The 19,970-nt window shown below is 69.7% G+C and carries 14 protein-coding genes; 7 read left to right on the forward strand and 7 right to left on the reverse strand.

The annotated features are described in order from the left end of the window. Positions 1–346: 346 nt before the first annotated feature. Genes ACYUME_RS16655 through ACYUME_RS16685 form a run of 7 tightly spaced genes read right to left on the reverse strand, consistent with a single transcriptional unit; the run spans position 347 to position 8,598 of the window. Positions 347–2,131 carry a dipeptide ABC transporter ATP-binding protein gene (locus tag ACYUME_RS16655; protein ID WP_460415823.1) on the reverse strand — a complete coding sequence of 595 codons (1,785 nt, stop codon included), beginning with the start codon at positions 2,129–2,131 and terminating at the stop codon, positions 347–349. Further along, entirely contained in the window at positions 2,128–2,955 is an 828-nt protein-coding gene (locus tag ACYUME_RS16660; RefSeq protein WP_460415825.1) for an ABC transporter permease, read from the reverse strand. Before ACYUME_RS16660 ends, ACYUME_RS16655 begins: the two co-directional genes overlap by 4 nt. Further along, on the reverse strand, positions 2,948–4,027 hold the full coding sequence (locus ACYUME_RS16665; RefSeq protein ID WP_460415827.1) for an ABC transporter permease: 1,080 nt from the start codon (positions 4,025–4,027) through the stop codon (positions 2,948–2,950). The genes ACYUME_RS16660 and ACYUME_RS16665 overlap by 8 nt, the downstream gene beginning before the upstream one ends. Further along, positions 4,020–5,576, reverse strand: coding sequence for an ABC transporter substrate-binding protein (locus ACYUME_RS16670; protein WP_460415828.1), 1,557 nt, complete (start codon positions 5,574–5,576; stop codon positions 4,020–4,022). Before ACYUME_RS16670 ends, ACYUME_RS16665 begins: the two co-directional genes overlap by 8 nt. Positions 5,577–5,586: 10 nt before the next feature. Further along, positions 5,587–6,774, reverse strand: a complete 1,188-nt coding sequence (locus ACYUME_RS16675) for an LLM class flavin-dependent oxidoreductase (RefSeq protein ID WP_460415830.1) — start codon at positions 6,772–6,774, stop codon at positions 5,587–5,589. 30 nt (positions 6,775–6,804) lie between these two features. Beyond that, positions 6,805–7,536, reverse strand: coding sequence for a class II aldolase/adducin family protein (locus tag ACYUME_RS16680; RefSeq protein ID WP_279807860.1), 732 nt, complete (start codon positions 7,534–7,536; stop codon positions 6,805–6,807). A 15-nt stretch (positions 7,537–7,551) separates the two neighbouring features. Further along, positions 7,552–8,598, reverse strand: a complete 1,047-nt coding sequence (locus tag ACYUME_RS16685; protein WP_460415832.1) for an ABC transporter substrate-binding protein — start codon at positions 8,596–8,598, stop codon at positions 7,552–7,554. 303 nt (positions 8,599–8,901) lie between these two features. On the opposite strand from ACYUME_RS16685, the gene ACYUME_RS16690 reads away from it, so the two are divergent. From ACYUME_RS16690 to ACYUME_RS16720, 7 genes are all read left to right on the forward strand, one after another. Continuing rightward, complete coding sequence (locus tag ACYUME_RS16690; protein WP_460415833.1) at positions 8,902–10,134, forward strand: acyl-CoA dehydrogenase family protein; 1,233 nt, start codon at positions 8,902–8,904, stop codon at positions 10,132–10,134. A 111-nt stretch (positions 10,135–10,245) separates the two neighbouring features. Continuing rightward, complete coding sequence (locus ACYUME_RS16695; RefSeq protein WP_460415835.1) at positions 10,246–12,027, forward strand: ABC transporter ATP-binding protein; 1,782 nt, start codon at positions 10,246–10,248, stop codon at positions 12,025–12,027. Beyond that, on the forward strand, positions 12,020–13,852 hold the full coding sequence (locus ACYUME_RS16700; RefSeq protein ID WP_279887437.1) for an ABC transporter ATP-binding protein: 1,833 nt from the start codon (positions 12,020–12,022) through the stop codon (positions 13,850–13,852). Before ACYUME_RS16695 ends, ACYUME_RS16700 begins: the two co-directional genes overlap by 8 nt. Positions 13,853–14,124: 272 nt before the next feature. Then, positions 14,125–15,273 (forward strand): LLM class flavin-dependent oxidoreductase, encoded by a 1,149-nt coding sequence (locus ACYUME_RS16705; protein WP_460415837.1) that lies wholly within the window; start codon positions 14,125–14,127, stop codon positions 15,271–15,273. 11 nt (positions 15,274–15,284) lie between these two features. Continuing rightward, complete coding sequence (locus tag ACYUME_RS16710; protein WP_460415839.1) at positions 15,285–16,352, forward strand: ABC transporter substrate-binding protein; 1,068 nt, start codon at positions 15,285–15,287, stop codon at positions 16,350–16,352. Beyond that, a complete protein-coding gene (locus ACYUME_RS16715; protein ID WP_460415841.1) occupies positions 16,349–17,407 on the forward strand; it encodes an ABC transporter substrate-binding protein in 1,059 nt (352 codons plus the stop codon). Before ACYUME_RS16710 ends, ACYUME_RS16715 begins: the two co-directional genes overlap by 4 nt. A gap of 256 nt (positions 17,408–17,663) precedes the next feature. After that, on the forward strand, positions 17,664–19,904 hold the full coding sequence (locus ACYUME_RS16720; protein WP_460415843.1) for a TonB-dependent receptor: 2,241 nt from the start codon (positions 17,664–17,666) through the stop codon (positions 19,902–19,904). The last annotated feature ends 66 nt before the right edge of the window (positions 19,905–19,970 follow it).

Genomic DNA, 19,970 nt, shown 5'->3' on the forward strand with positions numbered 1-19,970 from the left:
GGTGCCTGGCGATAGCCTTGCAGCGCCTATGAGATCGAGCGCCGCCCGCGCGGCGCATCGCGACGCAAGGCCGCTCCTACATTTGTTTCGGGCCAGTCTCTCCTGTGCCATTACCTGGTCCGCCTTGTTGGCACGACGCGGTTTCAGCGTGGGCACCACTGCCGCCCCACCAGTCTTGAGAGATGCGCCAAGGCGGACAGCGGTACTTTCACAGGAATAATTGGCCCGAAACAAATGTAGGAGCGGCCTTGCGTCGCGATGCGCCGCGCGGGCGGCGCTCGATCTCATAGGCGCTGCAAAGCTATCGCCGAACACCCCGACGACCTCAGCCCCGCAACCTGGACAATCACCTGCCCCGATGCACACTCGGCGAGTGCGCCAGCAGCGCTTGGGTATAGGCCTCCCGTGGCCGATCCAGCACCCCATCCACCGTCCCCTGCTCCACCACCCGCCCCTGGCGCAGCACCAGCACCCGATCGGCAATCGCCCGCACCACGCCCAGGTCATGGGTAACGAACAGCACCGCCAGGCCTTCGATACGCAGCTGGCGCAGCAGATCGAGGATCGAAGCCTGCACCGACACATCCAGCGCCGAGGTGATCTCGTCGCACACCAGCAAGCGGGGCTCGCACACCAGCGCCCGGGCGATCGCCACGCGCTGGCGCTCACCGCCGGACAGGCTGTGCGGATACAGCTCGGCAACGCTGCCCGGCAACGCCACCCGCGCCAGCGCCGCCTCGACCCGCTGCCGCGCCTCGGCCCCGCGCACGCCGAAGAAATGCGCAAGCGGCGTGGCCAGGGTCTGCAACACGGTCTGCCGTGGGTTCAGCGCCTGGTAGGGATTCTGGAACACGTACTGGATCTGCCGACGCACCTCGCCATCGCGCTGCCGGGCCGCCACGGCCAGCACCTGGCCGGCATAGCGCAGCTGCCCGTGAACGTTCTCGCCCAGGCCGGCAATGGCCCGGGCCAGGCTGGTCTTGCCCGAGCCGGACTCGCCCACCAGCGCCAGGCACTCACCCGCGCCGACGCGCAGCGACACGTCGAACAGCACCTGGCGGTCGTAGGCCACATCGAGCCCCTGCACGTCCAGCAAGGCCGGCCCAGAAGGCTCGGTTGCGGCCACCTCGGCCAGTTCGCCCGGCACCTCCAACGGCGCCCGGTGCGGCAACAGACAGGCCACCTGCTGGCCGCCTTCGAGCCGCAGCAAGCCCGGCTCGATCACCACGCACTCCGCTCGCCGTCGCGGGCAACGCGGCGCGAAGGCGCAACCATCGGGACGCTGCCCAGGGGCCGGCGCATGGCCGGCGATCGCCTGCAACGGCTGGCGCCGGGCGACATCGGGAATGGCGGCGAGCAAGGCGCGGGTATAGGGATGCGCTGGGCGGGTGAACAGCGCCTCGCGCCCGGCCACTTCCACCAGGCGCCCGGCGTACATCACCAGCACCCGGTCGACCAGGTCGCGGACCACCGCCAGGTCGTGGGTCACGTACAACGCCGCCACGCCCTGGCTGCGACACAGGCGCTTGAGGGTCGCCAGCACATGGGCCTGGGTGCTCACGTCCAGGGCGGTGGTCGGCTCGTCCAGCACGATCAGCCTGGGCCGTAGCACGAACGCCAGGGCCAGCATCACCCGCTGCTGCTGGCCACCGGACAGCTGGTGCGGGAAACGCCCGAGGAAGGCATCGTCATCGGGCAGGCCGACATCGAGCAGGGTCTCGGCGATGCGTCGGCGCAGGTCCTCGGCCGAGGTCCGTGGCTGGTGGGCCAGCAAGGTCTCGCGCAACAACCGGCCGATGCGCAAGGCCGGGTTGAGCGCGGTCGCCGGGTCCTGGGCGACATAGCCGACCAGGCCACCGCGGGCCTGGCGCAGGGCCTCGCCGTCGAGTTCGAGCAACGACTGCCCCGCCACTTCGACACGCCCGCCGACGATCCTGGCGCCGCGCCGGGCATGTCGCAGCAACGCGGTGGCCAGGGTAGTCTTGCCCGAGCCGGACTCGCCCACCAGGCCGACGATCTCCCCGGCCGCCAGGTTGAAAGACACGCCAGTGAGCACATCCACCTGTCCCGCCAGTTCCACCCGCAGGTCATCGACCCGCAGCACGCTTTCGATCTCGACGGCGGCGTTCATGGCTGTTTCTCCCCGATCCGTGCGCTGGCCCGGCCGATGCCTTCGGCGAGGATGTTGGTGCCATAGGCGAACACCGCGATCAGCAGCGCCGGCGCCAGCACGGCCCAGGGCTGCAGCAGCAGGCCGGCCTGGTTCTCGTTGATCATCAGGCCCCAGTCGGCCGCTGGCGGCGCCACGCCATAGCCGAGAAAACCCAACCCCGAGAGCATGCCCACGGCCCAGGTCAGCATGTTGCCGAAGTGCACCAAAAGCGGCGTGAGGATGTTCGGCAGGATCTCGCCGAACAGGATGCGCCAGCGCGGGTAACCCATCATCTGCGCCGCCTCGACGAACGCCTGGCCAGCCACCGTGACCGCGCTGCCACGGGCCAGGCGAATCACCCCCGGGGTGAAGGCGATGGCCACGGTGAGCACGATCAGCCACGGGGCGCGGCCAAGCATGGAGACGATCAGCAGCACCAGGATCAGGTCGGGGAACGCCAGCGACACGTCCGCCGCCCAGCTGATCGCCTGATCCAGGCGCCGCCGCGAAAAGCCGGCCAGCAGGCCCAGGCTGCCGCCCAGCAGCAGGGCGATGAACGAGGCCGCCAGCGACATCCACAACACCGAAAGGCCTCCACTGAGCAATCGCGACAACAGGTCGTGACCGAGAAAATCGTGGCCCAGCGGCGCCCCCGCCCCGGGTGGGCCGTACACCGGGCCGACCATCGCGGTGGGCTCGAACGGCGCCAGCCACGGCCCGCACAGGGCCAGCAGCGCCACCAGCGCGGTGATCAGGGCGCCACGGCGTACCTGGGGGTCGGCAAGCAGTCGGACATCAGTCATGGGGCGCCTCCTGGGCGGGCATGCCGCGCGGGCGCCGCCACCAGGGCAGCAGGCCGCGACGGTTGCGACGGATCAGGCGCACGCGGCGGGCGGTGCGCAGTTTGGGCGTGAGCAGCACGGTCAGCAGGTCGGCCAGCAGGTTGATCAGCACCACCGCCAGGGTGATCACCAGGACGATGCCCTGGATCATCGGCAGGTCGCGCATCTGGATCGCCGCGTTGAGGGCGGTACCGATGCCGGGGTAGCTGAAGATCACCTCGGCCAGCAGCGCGCCGCCGACCAGCACGCGCAAGGTCAGGGCCACGCCCTGGATCGCCGGCACCAGGGCATTGGGCAGAGTGTGGCGCCAGACGATGCGCCGCTCGGCAATGCCGCGCAGGCGCGCGGCGATCACGTAGTCCGACTCCAGCGCCTCGATCATCGAGGCGCGCACCAATCGCGCGAGGTACGGCAGGCTGGACAGCGCCAGGGCGATCACCGGCAGCACCAGGTAGTGCAGTTGCGTCCACAACGGTCGCTGCGGATCGAGGATCGACACCGCCGGCAGCCAGCCCATGCCGGGCATGGAGAACAGCAGTACCAGGCCGATGGCCAGCAGGAAGCCCGGGGTCGCCTTGAGCAGGATCAGCAGCGACAGCGCCCAGCGATCCAGGCGACTGTCGCGGCGCAGCGCCAGGCTCACCCCCAGCAGCACGGCCAGCGGCACCACCAGCGCCAGCACCCCGGCCAGCAGCGCCAGGGTGTGGCCCAGGCGGCCGAACAACAGCGTGGCCACCGCCACCTGGGAGTCCAGCGACACACCCAGGTCGCCGCGCAGCGCGGCGCCGAGCCAGCGGGCGTACTGTTCGAGCAGCGGCCGGTCGAGGCCCAGTTGCCGCTGCAAGGTGAGGATGCTGTCCAGCGGCGCGTCGGGGCCGAGGATCACCCGCGCCGGGTCCGAGGGCAGCGCCTGGGTGGCGATGAACACCACCAGGCTGATGACCCAGGCGGTGAGCAGGCCCTGGCCCAGGCGGCCAAGGAACCAGGCCAGCCAGGCCGGCGTGCGGGGTGGGCGGTGCAGGTGGTCAGGCATGGTTCAACCAGAGCTCGTCGAAGCGCCAGGAGGCGAAGGTGGTCTGTTCGGGAGTGAGGCCGCCGACCCGGGCGGATGCGGCGTCGAGCACATCGCTGAAACCCCAGATCAGCAGGCCGCCGCGTTCGTGCTGAATGACCTGGGCCTCGTGCACCAGCGCCCGGCGCCGGGCCAGATCGGGCTGGGCCAGGGCCTCGCGGAACAGCGCGGCGAAACGCGGATCATGGAAGTTGCTGCGGTTGTAGATGGCCTGGGGCGCGTCGTTGTGCAGGCCGGAGGCAAGAAAGCCACGGGCCGGCGTCGAGCCCGGCGACAGCTGCCACTGTTCACGCTGCGGGCCGTTGAACAGCGAGCCGTCGACCTGGCTGACCTTGACCTGCACGCCGGCCTTCTGTGCCTGCTGGGCGAACACCAGCGCGGCGTTGACGCCTGAACCTGCAGGCGTGGTCAGCTCCAGGCGCAGGTCGGCCTGGCCGGCCTGGCGCAGCAAGGCGCGGGCCTGGTCCAGATCGTGGGGACGCTGGGCGATGGCGTGGTTGTAGGTGGGATCGTGGGGCGAGTACAGGTCGTTGGCCACCCGGCCAAAACCACTGAGCCCCCGGGCCACCAGCTCCTGGCGATCGACCAGCAGGCGCAGGGCCTGGCGCACCCGCACATCCTGCAGCGGCGCCTTGGCCAGGTTGAGGTTGAAGCCGGTGAACGAGGTGGTCGGCGAGGCGTACAGGCGCAGGCGCGGGTCGGCGTTGAGCAAGGCGCTGTGCTCGGCCTGCACGCCGCTGGCCACGTCGATCTGCCCGGCGCGCAAGGCCGCGGCGCGCGACACCTGGTCCTTGAACTCGATGATCTCCAGCTCGTCGGCGTAGGGCTGGTTGGGCTTGTAGTAGTTTTCGAAGCGGCTGTAGAGCGAGCGCTGGCCGGGGATGAAGCTTTTCAGCCGGTAAGGGCCAGCGCCCACCGGGTTGCTCACCGGGTGGTAGTCGGTAGGCACCACGCCGCCGAAGCTGATCAGCGTTTCGTCCAGCGGGAAGAAGCCCTGCCCTTGCTTGAAACGGATCTGCACGGTGCGCGCGTCCAGTTTGCGCAGGGCCTGGCGGTCGATGGCGCCGACCAGGCCGGCGAACGGCGAGGCCAGTTGCGGGTCGGTCAGGCGCAGGATCGAGAACAGCAGGTCGTCGGCGCCCACGGTCTTGCCGTGGTGGAATTCCAGCCCAGGCTTGAGGCGAATGGTCCAGGCACTGGCGTCGGCGTTGGGCTCGGCGAACTCGGCCAGGGCCAGGCGCGTGCTGACGTCGGCGTTCCATTCCCAGGGCTTGGCGTACAGCGCCCAGCCACGGATGATGCCGCCGCCCACTGGCTTGTGGGCATCCAGGTTGCCCGACTGGTCGCCGTCGATGATGCCGACGCGCAGACGCCCGCCACGGACCGGTGTGCTCGACGGCGCAATCGGCCCTGCGGCCGGCGTCGCACCGTCGCAGCCGCCGAGCAGCAGGCCGCCGCCGACGGCCAGGCTGGTGCCAAGAAAGCCCCTGCGGGTGAACAGCTCGCTCATCGCGCCGCCCTCATGCCGGTTCGACCACGGTCGCTTTCGCCACCACGCCCAGGCGCGGCACCTCGAAACCGTGGTCCAGGTCGAGCAGCGGGAACAGCAGGTCGGCGACCCGCTGCGCCTCGTCGATCAGCGGGAAACCCGAGAGGATGAACGCCGAGGTGCCCTGCGCCTCGTACTCGCGGATGCGCTCGGCGACCTGCGCGGCGCTGCCGACCAGGTAGGTGCCGGCGGCAGGGCCGAGGATGTTGAAGCCGAACAGGCTCGGGCCGAGCCAGACGTTAGGGTGGATCTCCAGGTCGCGCGCGGCGGGCAGGCGGCCGGCGCGAATGCTGTCGAGGTTGCGCTGGGTGCGCGGGTCGTCGCTGACGAAGGTCTCCAGGGTTTCGCCCGCTGGCAACTGGCGCTCGATGGACGCACGGGCGGTGGCCAGCGAGGTGCGCTGCAGCAGTTTCTCGGCGTGGGTCCAGGCTTCTTCCTCGGTTTCACGGACGATGACCTGCAGGCGCGTGCCGTAGGTCAGCTCGCGGCCGATCTTCGCCGCCTCGGCGGCCACCCGGCGGAACTTGTCGCCAAGCTTCTGCGGGGTGTCGGCAAAGCTCAGGTAGACATCGAGCAGTTGCACCGAGTGGGCCACGCCTGCGGTCGAGGTCCCGGCGCCCCATAACGGGATGCCGGGCTTCTGCTTCGGTGGATGCCAGCCGCCCAAGGGGTGACTGGCCGCCGCCGGCGCCCGTGGCGCGAGCTTGACGTAGCGCCCGGCGTAGCCGTCGGTGTCGCCGGCGTAGAAGCCCTGGAACGCCCGCCAGTACTCGAGGCTGAAATCGTAGCGCTCATCGTGCGGGTAATGCACGCCGAGGGTGGCCAGGCCCGCGTCGTTGCCATTGACCACGTTGAACAGCAACCGGCCGTTGGAAAACTGGTCGAAGGTCAGCGCCCACTTGGCCAGCACCGCCGGCGACAGCTCGCCGGGATGCTGGGCGACGAGGAACTTCAGGCGCTCGGTGGCATCGATCAGCGCCGCCGACACCGCCAGGCTCTCGTTGGGGCTGGAGCCGAGCAGCGAGCCGTAGTAGCCCAGCCGGTCGGCCGCCACGGCCAGTTGCTTGAGATGCTGGAAGTCGGTACGCCAGCGGCCCTCGGGCTCCCAGGGATAGGGGCCGTCGGGGGTGGTGAGGTACCAGAGGATCTTGACCGCCATGGGCGTGCTCCTTGCGCGAAAGGTGGGGGATCAGTTGCGGCGGTCGATGCCGGGCACCAGGCCCAGCTCGCTGGCGCGCTCGTACAGGCCGCTCATCTTCCACTGCTGGGTGAGCACGCCCGGGCCATAGGGACGCGAGCCGCCGAGGGCGTCGGCGAGCAGCTGGATCTGCGCGCCCTCCTCCAGCAGCAGGATGAATTCGGCGGTGGCGCGCAGGCCCTGCTTGCCCCACACGGTGGCGCCGCCGTTGGCTTCGAGAATGGCCAGGTTGAACGGGTTGGCGGCGATCTGCTCGAGGATGAAATCCACCTCGGCCTGGCGGCGGTCGATGTACACCGGCAACTCGCGGGCCAGCTGGTAGCGCTGCACCGGCACGTAGTGGAACGGCAGGCTGCGGTGGGTCTGGGCCCAGGCGCCGAGGTAGGGGCTGTGCACGTGGGACACGGTGGTGATGTCGGCGTGGCTCTGGAACAGCTTGGTGTAGCGGCCCAGTCCTCCCTTGCCCTTGCCAAGGATGACATTGCCGGCGAAGTCGCTGACCGTCGCCTCCAGCGGCTTGCGGTGGTTCCAAGGGCCGCCGTAGTTCACCGACACCAGCAGTTCCTCGCCAGGCACCCGTTCGATGAAGCCGACGGTGCCGTTGGCGGTGATGGTGCGGGTTTCGCGAAACACGCTGAAGGCCGCTTCGGCCTCGGCCAGCACCTGGTCGGTGAAGGCTTGCAGCTCGGCGGTGAGGGGGCGTTCGTTGATCAGTACGGTCATGCTCGGTCTCCGGTATCAGGCGCGGCGCTGGGCCAGCAGGTCGTGGGCGGCTTGCAGGGGGCGGTGGTCGACCCAGTCGGCGAGGTCGAAGTCGCGTTCCAGGAAGCCATGCAGGTTGAGGAAGGTTTTCTGGGTGTCGAGGAAGGCCAGGCGCTGGGGCGACAGGTCCGGTGCCAGGGTGGTGTGGAAGTCGCCGCGATAGGCCTCGGCCACGCCCTGGCTGCCGGCGCGGGTCTCGTCCTCGAGGATGGCGTTGAGCGCGTCGCGGTTGCCGGCGGCCCAGGCGGCGGCGCGCAGGGTCTGGGCGAGGAAGCGGGTCACCAGGTCGAAGTGCTCGTCGAGCAGGCGCTGGTGCACGGTGATCGGCCGCGGCGTGCCGTTGTTGATGCGGTGGCGCGGGTCAGGCAGGGCATCGAGGTCGATGCCCACCACCAGGCCCAGGCGGCGGGCGGCATCGGCGGCGGCGGCGCCCTTGACGTACACCGCGTCCACCTCGCCGCGCACCAGCGGATCCAGGCCCGACCACAGCCGTTGCAGGCCCAGTTGCGGGGTGCCCGCGTCGTGCGTGTCGTGCAGCGCCACCTCCACCAGTTGCACGTCATCGAAGCCCAGACCGGCCGAGGCCAGCGCGCCTTTGTAGCCGTGCAGGCTCATGGCCCGGGCGATGCTGCCGGGGCGGTTGTCACCCCAGGCTGGCAGGGCCAGGCGCTTGCCGCGCAGGTCTTCGGGGCGGCGGATGTTGCTGTCTGGGCGGACCAGGATGGTCTGCCATTCCTCGATCCAGGTCAGGCCGATCAGCCGCGTTGGCGCACCGGCGGCGCGGGCGGCCAGGGCCGGCAGGTTGCCGCCCTCGCGGAACAGGCCGGGAAGCTGGTGATCGTAGTGGTGATGGCCGAGCTGGCGGGCCTCCTGCAGGGTATCGATGGGCAGGCCGTCGGCGGCGAATTCGTCTTGCAGCCAGCCGAGCTTGTAGGCGATGCCCGAGGCGGTGGGCACCGGGCAGCGGGTGAACCAGAGGCGCTCCAGGGTTTCAGGTTTGGCAGTGGCTTGAGGGAGGGTCATGGGTGGCTCCTTGGACGTCGTGCAAGGACCATTGCAGCGCCCGTGCCAAGGGCTGGGATGCCCGGAATACGGGGCTTTGCGCTGATGACCAGGGTGGCGATTGCTGGCCAGGATGCAGGATTGCGGCGCGGGTGTTGCCTGATCAGCAGAAACCGCGACCAGGGGTGTTGCTGGAGCAGCAAGGGTGCGCTGAACGCCCGGTACTGCGGGGACTTCAGGGCTGTGGCAAAGAAGTTGCTCTGGCGTTTGCAGCTATCGCGGGGCAGGCCCGCGATGGGCCATACACTGCCATCGAGGTAACCCATGACCACCATCGAACACCCGCCAGCCCGGCGCATCACCCATGAAGCTGAAGCCATCGACATCGCCCGCCAGGTCGCCGGCGAAATCGCCGCCCTCGCCGCCGACCCAGGCAACAACCGGCAACTGCCCCGCCGCCAGGCCGAGCTGCTGTCGAGCAGCGGCCTGACCGCCATCGGTGTGCCGACGCAGTTCGGCGGCCTCGGCGCCTCGGTCGCGACCATCGTCGAGACCGTGCGCCTGATCTCCAGCGCCGACGGCGGCGTCGGCCAGCTGCTGCAGATCCACAACGTGATGCTGCGCGGCGTGCTCGGCGGCTACCCCGACGAGGTCCGCGACCGCGTGCTGGCCGATGTGCTGGCCGGCAAGCGCCTGGGCAATGCCCTGGCCGAGGTCGGCGGCAAGAACAAGTTCGCCCTCAAGACCCGCGTCGAACGCCGCGCCGACGGCAAGCTGGTGCTCAACGGCAGCAAGTTCTATTCGACCGGCGCCTACCTGGCCGACTGGATCTCGCTGACCGCCGCCAGCGAGGACGGTGGCGCCGGCGTGCTGTTGCACCGCGACACCCCCGGCCTGACCCTGGTCGATGACTGGGACGCGTTCGGCCAGCAGCACTCGGTGAGCGGCACGGTGAAGTTCGACGAGATCGTCCTCGACGAGCGCTTCGTCACCTTCCGTAGTGGGCCGATGAAGCGCACCGGCCTGACCTTCCCGCAGATCCTTCACGCCGCCATCGACAGCGGCATCGCCGCCGGCGCCCTGCAGGCGGCGCTGGACTACCTGCGCGAGCACGCCCGGGCCTGGGTCGAGAGCGGCGTCGAACGGGCCAGCGACGAACCGCACATCATCCGCCAGGTCGGCGAATACGCCGTGGCCCTGCGCGGCGCCGAGTCGGTGCTGCGCGAGGCGGCGCGGGTGTTCGACGCCCATGAGCGCGACCCGGCGGACAAGGCGCTGGAGGATGAGCTGATCCTCTCGGTGGCCACCGCCCGGGCCCATGCCGACGGCGCGGCGCTGAAGATCGCCAGCGACCTGTTCTCGCTGCTGGGGGCCAGTGCCTCGCTGAGCAAGTGGAACCTGGACCGTTTCTGGCGCGATGCCCGCGTGCACACCACCCACGACCCGATCCGCTGGCGCCTGCACAACGTCGGCAACTACTACCTCAACGGGGTGGATCCGGGGGAGTACACGGCGGTGCTCAATGCCAAGGAAGCGCAAGGCGCTACACGTCGCTGACGCCATCGCGGGGCAAGCCCGCTCCCACGCCAGACCTGCAACGACACAATCGGCGTGGGAGCGGGCTTGCCCCGCGATGAGGCCCGCCCCACCACCAGACCCGAGCCCTGCATGACCTCCAGACACCCCCTCCTGCGTGCCTTGGCCATCTACCGCGAGATGCCCTGGCGCTTCACCCTGGTCACCACCCTGTACATCGCCGGCAACCTCGGCCTGGCCTGGCAGCAATGGCTGATCGGCCACGCGGTCGACGATGTCGGCGCCGGCCGCGCCGTCACCCGCCTGGTCGACGGCAGCCTCGACGCCAGCCTGGGCTGGCACTGGCTGTGGACCCTGCTGGCCATCGCCCTGGCCCGTGGCCTGCTGCAGTACGCCGCCGCGGTGCTGTCGCTGGTGCTCAGCCAGGCCCTGCTGACGCGCCTGCGCGAACGCATTCTCGAACAGGTCCAGGCCCTGCACCTGGGCTACCACTGGCGCCATGGCATGGGCGAATTGGTGACTCGCACCACCCGCGACGCCGACAAGGTGCGCGATGCGCTGATCACCTTCTGGCGGCAGATCGTCGAGACCCCGCTGGTGCTGCTGGCGGCGGTCGGCCTGCTGGCCTGGTACGACCCGCTGCTGGGCCTGGTGCCGTTGCTGCTGACCGGTGCCGGGCTGTGGCTGTTCGTGCGCCAGACCGAACGCCTGGTCGGCCTCGACCGGGCCGTGGCCACGGCCTACGACCAGGTCAGCCAGGACCTGGCCGAAGGCATCGGCGGCGTGCGGGTGATCAAGGCGTTCGGCCTCGAGGAGCGGCGCATCGCCCGTTTCGCCGAGCAGGTGACGCTGTTCAGCGGCCATGCCCGCGCGGCGCTGGCCTACGCCAGCTCGCGCATTCCCCTGCCGCAGGCGGTGGTCGCCCTCGGCCATGTGTGGATCCTGGTCTACGGCGCCCACCAGGTGGCCGCCGGGCGCCTGGGCATCGGCGAGCTGGTGACCTCGCTGCTGGTGGGCACCACCCTGGTGTTCCGCATCGAAGGCATCGGTCGGGTCATGCAGACCTTCGCCGACGCCCGCGCCAGCGCCGAACGCATCTGGCAACTGCTCGACGAGCGCCCCGCCATCCGCAGCGGCCAGGGCGCGCTGCCAGCGGGGCCGCTGGGCCTGAAGCTGGAGCAGGTGCGCGTGGCCGCGCCGCAGGCCGACCGCGACCTGCTGCACGGCTGCTCGCTGCAGCTGCGCCCCGGCGAGGTGGTGGCGCTGGTCGGCGCCACCGGCAGCGGCAAGAGCCTGCTGGCCAGCCTGCTGCCGCGCCTGGCCGAGGTGGATGGCGGCAGCGTGCGGGTCGGCAACGACGCCCATGGCTGGCACGATGTGCGCGATCTCGAGCTGGCGGCCTTGCGCCGCCGGGTGCAGGTGCTGCCCCAGGAAAGCTTCCTGTTTTCCGACTCACTCGCCGCCAACCTGCGCCTGGCCGCGCCCGAGGCCAGCGACAGCGAGCTGCGCGAGGCCCTGCGCCAGGCCGCCGCCGAGGATGTGCTGGAGCGCCTGCCCCACGGCCTGGACACACCGCTGGGCGACCGTGGCGTGACCCTGTCCGGCGGCCAGCGCCAGCGCCTGTGCCTGGCCCGCGCCCTGCTCGGCGCGCCCGACATCCTGTGCCTGGACGACGCCACCAGCGCCCTGGACGCCCAGAGCGAGCGCCGTGTGCTCGACAACCTGCGCCGTCAACGCAGCCATGCGGGCCGTGCGCCGACGCTGCTGCTGATCACCAGCCGCCTGTCCACCCTGCTGCTGGCCGATCGCGTGCTGCTGCTCGACGGCGGGCGCATCAGCGCCAGCGGCAGCCACGCCGAGCTGACCGCGAACAACGCCCACTATCGCGACCTGCTGGGGATCGAACATGGCTGAAAGCGATATCGACATCGAACAGCGCCTGGCCCGCCAAGCCCTCGACCGCGGCATGCTGGGCCGCCTGCTGCCGCTGCTGCGACCGATCCGCGGGGCGATCCTGAGCGTGATCGGCCTGGAGCTGCTGCTGGTGGTCACCGTGTTCCTGCGGCCATGGTTCGTCCGCGAGCTGCTCGATCGCGGGCTGATCCAGGACGCCGGCCACTGGCTGCTGGACGAACGCCTGGTGCTGTGGCTCGGCCTGGGCCTGGCGGCCAGCTGGCTGGGTCGCTTCCTGCTGGCGGGCGTCTCGCAGTTCATTGCCGGCGGCGCCGCCATCGGCGTGCTCAACGCCCTGCGCGTGCAGGTGTTCGCCCATGTCCAGGCGCTGTCGGTGAGCTACTTCGACCAGACCCGCGCCGGGCGCATCATCGCCCGCGCCGACCGCGACGTCGACGCGCTGGAGCCATTGCTGGTGCAAGGCCCGCCGGAGCTGCTGGGCGCCCTGCTGCGCTGCGGCCTGGCCGGGGTGATGCTGTGGCGCATCGAGCCGAGCTTCTTCTACAGCCTGGCGGCCACCGTGCCGCTGCTGGCACTGGCCACCTGGCGCTTCAAGCGGGTGTCGCAGCGCAACTGGGCCAAGGTCGCCGAGCAGCGCAGCCGCTTCACCGCGCACCTGGTCGAGAGCGTCAGCGGTGTACGCCTGATCCAGCAGTGCGGACGCGAGGCCAGCAACCAGCGGCGCTACCGGCAGCTGCTGGAGGCCTTCAACCAGGCGCTGATCCACGGCAGCCTGCGCACCGGCTGGTTCGCGCCGTTCACCGCGCTGCTGGGCACGGCGGGCATGGCCGTGCTGTTGCTGGTGGGCGCCTTCGGCCTCGCCGAAGGCCGGGTGAGCGTCGGCCAGGTGGCCGAAAGCCTGTTCTACGTGTTCCTGTTCCTCGGCCCGCTGCAGGAGCTGTCGGACCTGTTCGAGCGCTACGCCACCGGCAGCGCCTCGGCGCAGCGCATCTTCCTGCTGCTCGACACCGGCGCCCAGGTGCTCGACCCCGCGCAACCTCGGGCACTGGGCCGGGCCCGTGGCCAGGTGGACTTCGAGCAGGTCGGCTTCGCCTACAACGCCAACGCCCGCCCGGTGATCGACGGGCTCGACCTGCATATCCCGGCGGGCGAAGTGCTGGCCATCGTCGGCCCCTCGGGGCATGGCAAGAGCACCCTGGTGCAGTTGCTCACGCGCTTCTACGACGTGCGCCACGGCGCGGTGAAGCTCGATGGCATCGACCTGCGCGAACTGGCCCAGCACGACCTGCGGCGCAACGTCGGCGTGGTGCTGCAGGACAACGTGCTGTTCAGCGGCACCCTTCTCGACAACCTGCGCCTGGCCCGACCCGGCGCCGACGATGGCCAACTGATCGCCGCCGCCCGCGAACTGGGTGCCGACGAGGTGCTGGAGCGCCTGCCGCTGGGCTATCACACCGAAGTCGGCCCGCTGGGCAGCCACCTGAGCCACGGCCAGCGCCAGCTGGTGTGCCTGGTGCGCGCCTACCTCGCCGACCCTGCGGTGCTGGTGCTCGACGAAGCGACCTCGGCGGTCGACGTGCACACCGAGCGGCGCATCCAGCAGGCACTGCGCCGGCTGTGCCAGGGGCGCACGGCGATCATCATCGCCCACCGCCTGGCGACCATCCGCGACGCCGAGCGGATCGCCGTGGTGCGCCATGGGCAGGTGGTCGAGCTGGGCCGGCATACCGCGCTGGTGGAGGCCGGAGGAGTGTATGCCGGGTTGTACGCAGCGTATCTGCGCAGTGCCGGGGAGCAGGTTGGCGGAGCCACGCAACCCGTGTAGGAGCGGCCTTGTGTCGCGAAAGGGCTGCGCAGCAGCCCCAGGATTTCAGGGTAACGCACATATCGCCGGGGCTGCTGCGCAGCCCTTTCGCGACACAAGGCCGCTCCTACAGAGGGATTGCGTCCCTGCTGCTCACCGGGCAATGGCTGCTGCCCGACTGCTGCCACAGCAGCACCCCAGCCTCGCCACCCCACGCCGTTGTGGCCTTGCAGGGCCATGGCACAGCCGTTGCACCACCCTGCCCATCGACAACCTCCCCTTCAGGAGCTCCCATGACCACCGAATTTTTCTGGCGCCTGCCCCTGGGCACCGACGGGCCGCAGCTGTCCACCGACCGCCACACCCGGGGCAACCCGCAGCACCGCCCGGGCCACATCGCCCCCGGCCGGCTGCCCGGCGGCGAGGCCGACGGCTTCACCTACATCGACTACATCGCCCAGGTGGCCAAGGCCGCCGAGCTGGCCGGTTTCGAAGGTGCCCTGCTGCCCACCGGCCCCGAGCCGTGGATCGCCGCCGCGGCGCTGGCCCGCGAGACCCGGCGCATCCGCTTCCTGATCGCCTTCCAGGCCACCTGGACCCTGCCCGCCTACGCCGCGCAGCAAGCGGCGATCCTGCAGAACCTCAGCGGCGGGCGGCTGGACTGGAACATCATCACCGGCGGCAACCCGGCCAGCCAGCGCGCCAACGGCGACTTCCTCGAACACGACCTGCGCTACAAGCGCACCGGCGAATTCCTCGACGTGATCCAGGGCCTGTGGGCCAACGACAGCTTCTCCTACGACGGCGACATCTACCGCCTGGAGCACGGCAGCCTGCCGCCGGGCCTGGCCCACGAGCGCAAGCCCGGGGTGTACTTCTCTGGCTTCTCCGACGCTGCGCTGGAGGTCGCCGCCCGCCACGCCGACGTCTACCTGAACTGGGCCGAGCCGATCGACAAGCTCAAGCCGCATCTCGAGCGGGTGCGCGAGCTGGCCGACAAGCAGGGGCGCACGGTGCGCTTCGGCCTGCGCGTCGACCTGTTCGCCCGCGAAACCGAAGAGCAGGCCTGGCGCGAGCTGCGCCAACAGTTCGAACGCCTCGAAGGCAAGAGCAGCGCCATCGCCAAGGGCTTCGTCACAGGCTCGGACTCGGTCGGCGGTGCGCGCCAGGCGGCCTATCACCAGCACCTGCAGGACTTCGACGAACTGAAGCTGGCGCGCAACCTGTGGGCCGGCTTCGCCAAGGCCAAGCCCGGCCCGACCGTGGGCCTGGTGGGCAGCCACCAGAACATCGCCGAGCGCCTGGCCGAATACCGCGACGCCGGCTTCTCGACCTTCATCCTGGCGGCCAACCCGCACCTGGAAGAAGCCCTGCGCATCGGCCAGGAAGTCCTGCCACTGGTGCAGCAGGCCGCCGCCAAGCCGCTCAAGGCCAGCGCCTGAGGAGAACGACCATGAGCCAACCCCTCGACACCCTCTGGTACACCCGCTGTCCGGTGCCCACCGGCCTGGGCATCGCCGTGCAGCAAGGCTGGCTGCAGCAGGACCTGGACGCCCTGGGCACCCGCGTGCAGTCGCTGCGCGAAGCCGATGAGCAGGCCGTGCGCGAATCGCACTTCGACCACACGCTGCGCAATTCGGTGCGCCATGGCGGCAGCATCCCGGCGATCTGGGCCCGCGCCCAGGGCCGCGAGACCCGCGTGATCGGCCTGTCCTGGGCCGACGAGGCGCAGCTGATCCTGACCCGGCCGGACAGCGCCATCCACAGCGTGCAGGACCTCAAGGGCCGGCGCTTCGGCCTGCCCGACTGGAGCGCGGCGCAGATCGACTTCACCCGCGCCCAGGCCCTGCGCGGCCTGGAAAACGCCCTGAAGCTGCACGGCCTGCAGGTGGGTGACCTGCAACTGGTCAACTACCGCTACCACGGCACCTTCAGCGACCGCCCGGTGCGCAATGTCGCCGGCACGCCGGTGTCCACCGGCCAGGACGAGGGCCGCAATCTGGAGCTGGCCGGCCTGCTGCGTGGCGAGGTGGACGCGATCTTCCTCAAGGGCGCCAGCGCCGTGCAGCTGGCCCACGCCTTCGGCCTGCGCACCGTGATCGACACCGGCAGCCACCCCGACCCGCTGATCCGCAGCAACAACGGCACGCCGCGCACGCTGGCCGTCGACAGCCATCTGCTCGAACGGCACCCCGACGTGGCCCGCACGCTGCTGGCCAGCGTGCTGCGCGCCGAGCACTGGGCGCAGCAGCACCCGGACGAGACCCGCCGCTACCTGGCCCGCGAAACCAACAGCAGCGAATACTGGGTCGGCGTGGCCTATGGCAACGACGCTCACCTGCGCCTGCGCACCGCCCTGGACGAGCAGGCCATCGACGCGCTGCAGGACTTCGTGCACTTCCTCGCGCGCTGGCGCTTCATCCCGGCCAGCTTCGCGGTGCGCGACTGGATCGACCGGCAGCCGCTGGACGCGCTGCTCGTCGCCCCCTCTGCCATGGACAGGAAACCCGCCACCCTATGAGCAAGCCCCTGGAAACCCTCTGGTACACCCACAGCCCGGTACCCACCGGCCTTGGCATCGCCGTGCAGTCCGGGCGCCTGGCCCAGGCCTTCGCGCCGTTCGGCACGCGCATCCAGTCGCTGCGCGAGTCCAGCGAGCGCGAGGTACGCGAGGCCCACTACGACCACCACCTGCAGAACTCGGTGCGCCACGGCGGCAGCATTCCGGCGATCTGGGCCTACGCCAGCGGCGTCGAGACCCGGGTGCTGGGGCTGAGCTGGATCGACGAGGTACAGCTGATCCTCACCACCGAAGAGAGCGGCGTGCGCGGTATCCGCGACCTGAAGAACCGCCGCTTCGGCCTGCCCAAGTGGGCCAATGTGCAGATCGACTTCACCCGCGCCCAGGCACTGCGCGGCCTGGAGAACGCGCTCAAGCTCGAAGGCCTGAGCGTGGCCGACGTCGAGCTGGTCGACTACCCCTACGGCGGCACCTACAGCGATGAACCCAAGCAGCACCTGCATGGTTCGGAGGTGGCGCTGGACACCCGCCGCGTAAGCCGGCGCAACAACGAGCTGATCGGCCTGCTGCGCGGCGACATCGACGCGATCTTCCTCAAGGGCGCCCACGCGGTGCAGCTGGCCCACGAGTTCGGCCTGCGGGTGGTGGTCGACACCGGCAGCCACCCCGACCCGCTGATCCGCAGCAACAACGGCACGCCGCGCACGCTGACGGTGGACGCTCATCTGCTGCACGAGCATTTCGAGGCCAGCCGCACCCTGGTCGACACCGTGCTGCGCACCGAGCAATGGGCCTGGGCCAACCCCGAGGACACCCGGCGCTTTCTCGCCCGCGAGCTGAACACCAGCGAGTACTGGGTGGCGGCGGCCTATGGCGAGGATGCCCACCGACGCCTGCGCACGGCACTGGATGGCCGCTCCATCGCGGCGTTGCAGGACTTCAGCGAATTCCTTCATCGCTGGGGGTTCATCCCACGGCGCATCGATGTGCGCGAGTGGATCGATTCGAGCGTGCTGGAGCAGGTGATCGGCTCGACATCGCGATTGGCTGTCTGAACCTGTGGGAGCGGGCTTGCCCGCGAAGAAGATCATGCGGTGCATGGCACCGGCTTCGCCGGTGTTCGCGAGCAAGCTCGCTCCCACAGAGACCGGCCCTGCTGCCCCAGCAACACCCGCCAAACACTCCGCTGCTGCGCCATCCACATCGATCGCCTAAACAACCAATAAATACCAATAAAAACAGTGCTTTATGAGCCTGGCACAGTCCCTGCTCTGTCCTCCCCAACAACGCTTTCACTCGGGGAGATTCCACATGCACCAGCGCCATCCACTAGCCCGCCAGATCAGCCTCGCGCTGCTGCTGGGCAGCACCGCCAGCCACACCTTCGCCGCCGCCGACAACAAGACCGAAGCGGCCCTGGAGACCGTCACCGTCACCGCCCAGCACCGCGAACAGACCCTGCAGGAAGTACCGGTGGCCGTGTCGGCGATCAAGGGCACGCAACTGGTCGCCGACGGCGTGCGCTCGATGGGCGACATCACCACCTTCGTGCCCAATGCCTCGGCCAAGAACCCCGATGGCGACGGCCGCCCGCGCTGGTACATCCGTGGCCTGGGCACCGGCGACACCGGCGCGGCGACGGTCTACCCGGTGGGCATCTACGCCGACGACGTCTACCTCAACGCGCCCATCGCCGGTGGCGGGCCGCTGTTCGACCTGGAGCGCATCGAAATCCTGCGCGGCCCGCAAGGCACCCTGTACGGCAAGAACACCACCGCCGGCGCGGTCAACGTGATCTCGAAGAAACCGACCTTCGACACCGACGGCTATGGCACGGTCGGCTTCGGCAGCAAGAACGAGCGCATCCTCAACGGCGCCCTCGGCGGCACGCTGGTGGACGACAAACTGGCCGGCCGGGTATCGCTGTATTCCGAGGAACGCGACGGCTTCCAGCACAACGACTTCGACGGCAACACCTACGGCGACGTCAACAAGAAGGCCGTGCGTCTGCAGTTCCTCGCCCAGCTCAACCCGGACCTGGACGCCCTGCTGAAAATCCACAGCCGCCAGTTCAAGGGCGACGGCAGCAACGGCTCGCTGCCGCTGGGCCGCTACTACAACGTCGGCTACCAGCGCCCCAATGGCCGCGACATCTCGCTCAACGTCAACGAGGACTACCGCCTTGACCACGACGGTGCCTCGCTGACGTTCAACTGGTACCTGGGCGACTACACCCTGACCTCGATCAGCGCCTACGACTACATCCGCAACCGCTCCACCACCGACGCCGACTACACCCCCTACGAGGTCAACGGCGCCTCGATCACCGACAACAGCTACCGCCAGTGGTCCCAGGAACTGCGCCTGGCCTCGCCGGAGGACCGTCCGCTGCACTGGCTGCTCGGCGCCCACTACTTCCACGAGAACCTCGACAGCGCCTCGCAGCGCATCGTCACCCCGGGTCCGACACCCAATGGCAGCGGCTCCAATCAGGTCGGCACCACGGCGTTTCGCGACCTGGGCTTCGACCACCGCACCGACAGCTACGCGCTGTTCGGCAACGTCACCTATGACTTCACCGACGACTTCAGCGTGACCGGCGGCCTGCGCTGGACCCAGGAGAAAAAGGACATCGACCTGGACCTGGTGCAGCTGACCCGCGCCAGCGCCAACGGCCCGCTGATCCCCATTGCCGGCGTCGGCAGCAATGGCAACCGCCAACAGGACAAGACCTGGGAAGCCTGGACCTACGACCTGACCCCGGAGTACCGCATCAACGACAACCTGCGGGTGTTCTTCCGCTATGCCCATGGCTTCCGTTCCGGCGGCTTCAACACGGGGCTTTCCACCAGCCTGGCGCAGTTGACCACGGTCGATCCGGAAGAACTGGACGCCTACGAGCTGGGGCTCAAGTCCGAGTGGTTCGACCGGCGCCTGACGGTCAACGCCAACGTCTTCTACTACGACTACTCGGACATCCAGGTGAACCTGCTGACGGTCAACAACGGCGTGCTCACCACTGCCTTGACCAACGGCGCCAAGGGCAAGGTCAAGGGCGCCGAGCTTGAGATCGAGGGTCAGCCCACCGAACGCCTGCACCTGCGCGCGGCCGTGTCGTTCCTCGACACCGAGTACACCGACTTCAAGAACACCAACCCCACCACCGGCGCGGTGACCGGTGACTACAGCGGCAACAGCTTCGTGCGCTCGCCGCGCAACGTGGTGTCGCTGGGTGCCGACTACACCTTGCCACTGGACGTGCCTGGGCGCGTGGTGGCCGGGGGCGACGTGAGCTTCCGCGACAAGGAGTACTTCCTCGCCGACCGCCAGAGCAGCGCCGACCAAACCCTCAGCCAGCCGCACTACACCCTGGCCAATGCGCGCCTGAGCTGGTTCAGCGCCGACGACAAGCTCAGCGTCACCGGCTTCGTCAACAACCTCACCGACCGCCGCTACCAGGTGCATGGCCGGCCCAACGGCGGTGCCGGGCAGTATGTGATCACCTACGGCGATCCGCGCACCGTAGGGATGAGCGTTACCAGCCGATTCTAGGTCGCCCTTTGCGGCCCTATCGCGGGGCAAGCCCGCTCCCACGCCAACGCTGCCGTTGCAGGTCTG

Source organism: Pseudomonas sp. microsymbiont 2 (assembly GCF_054788395.1).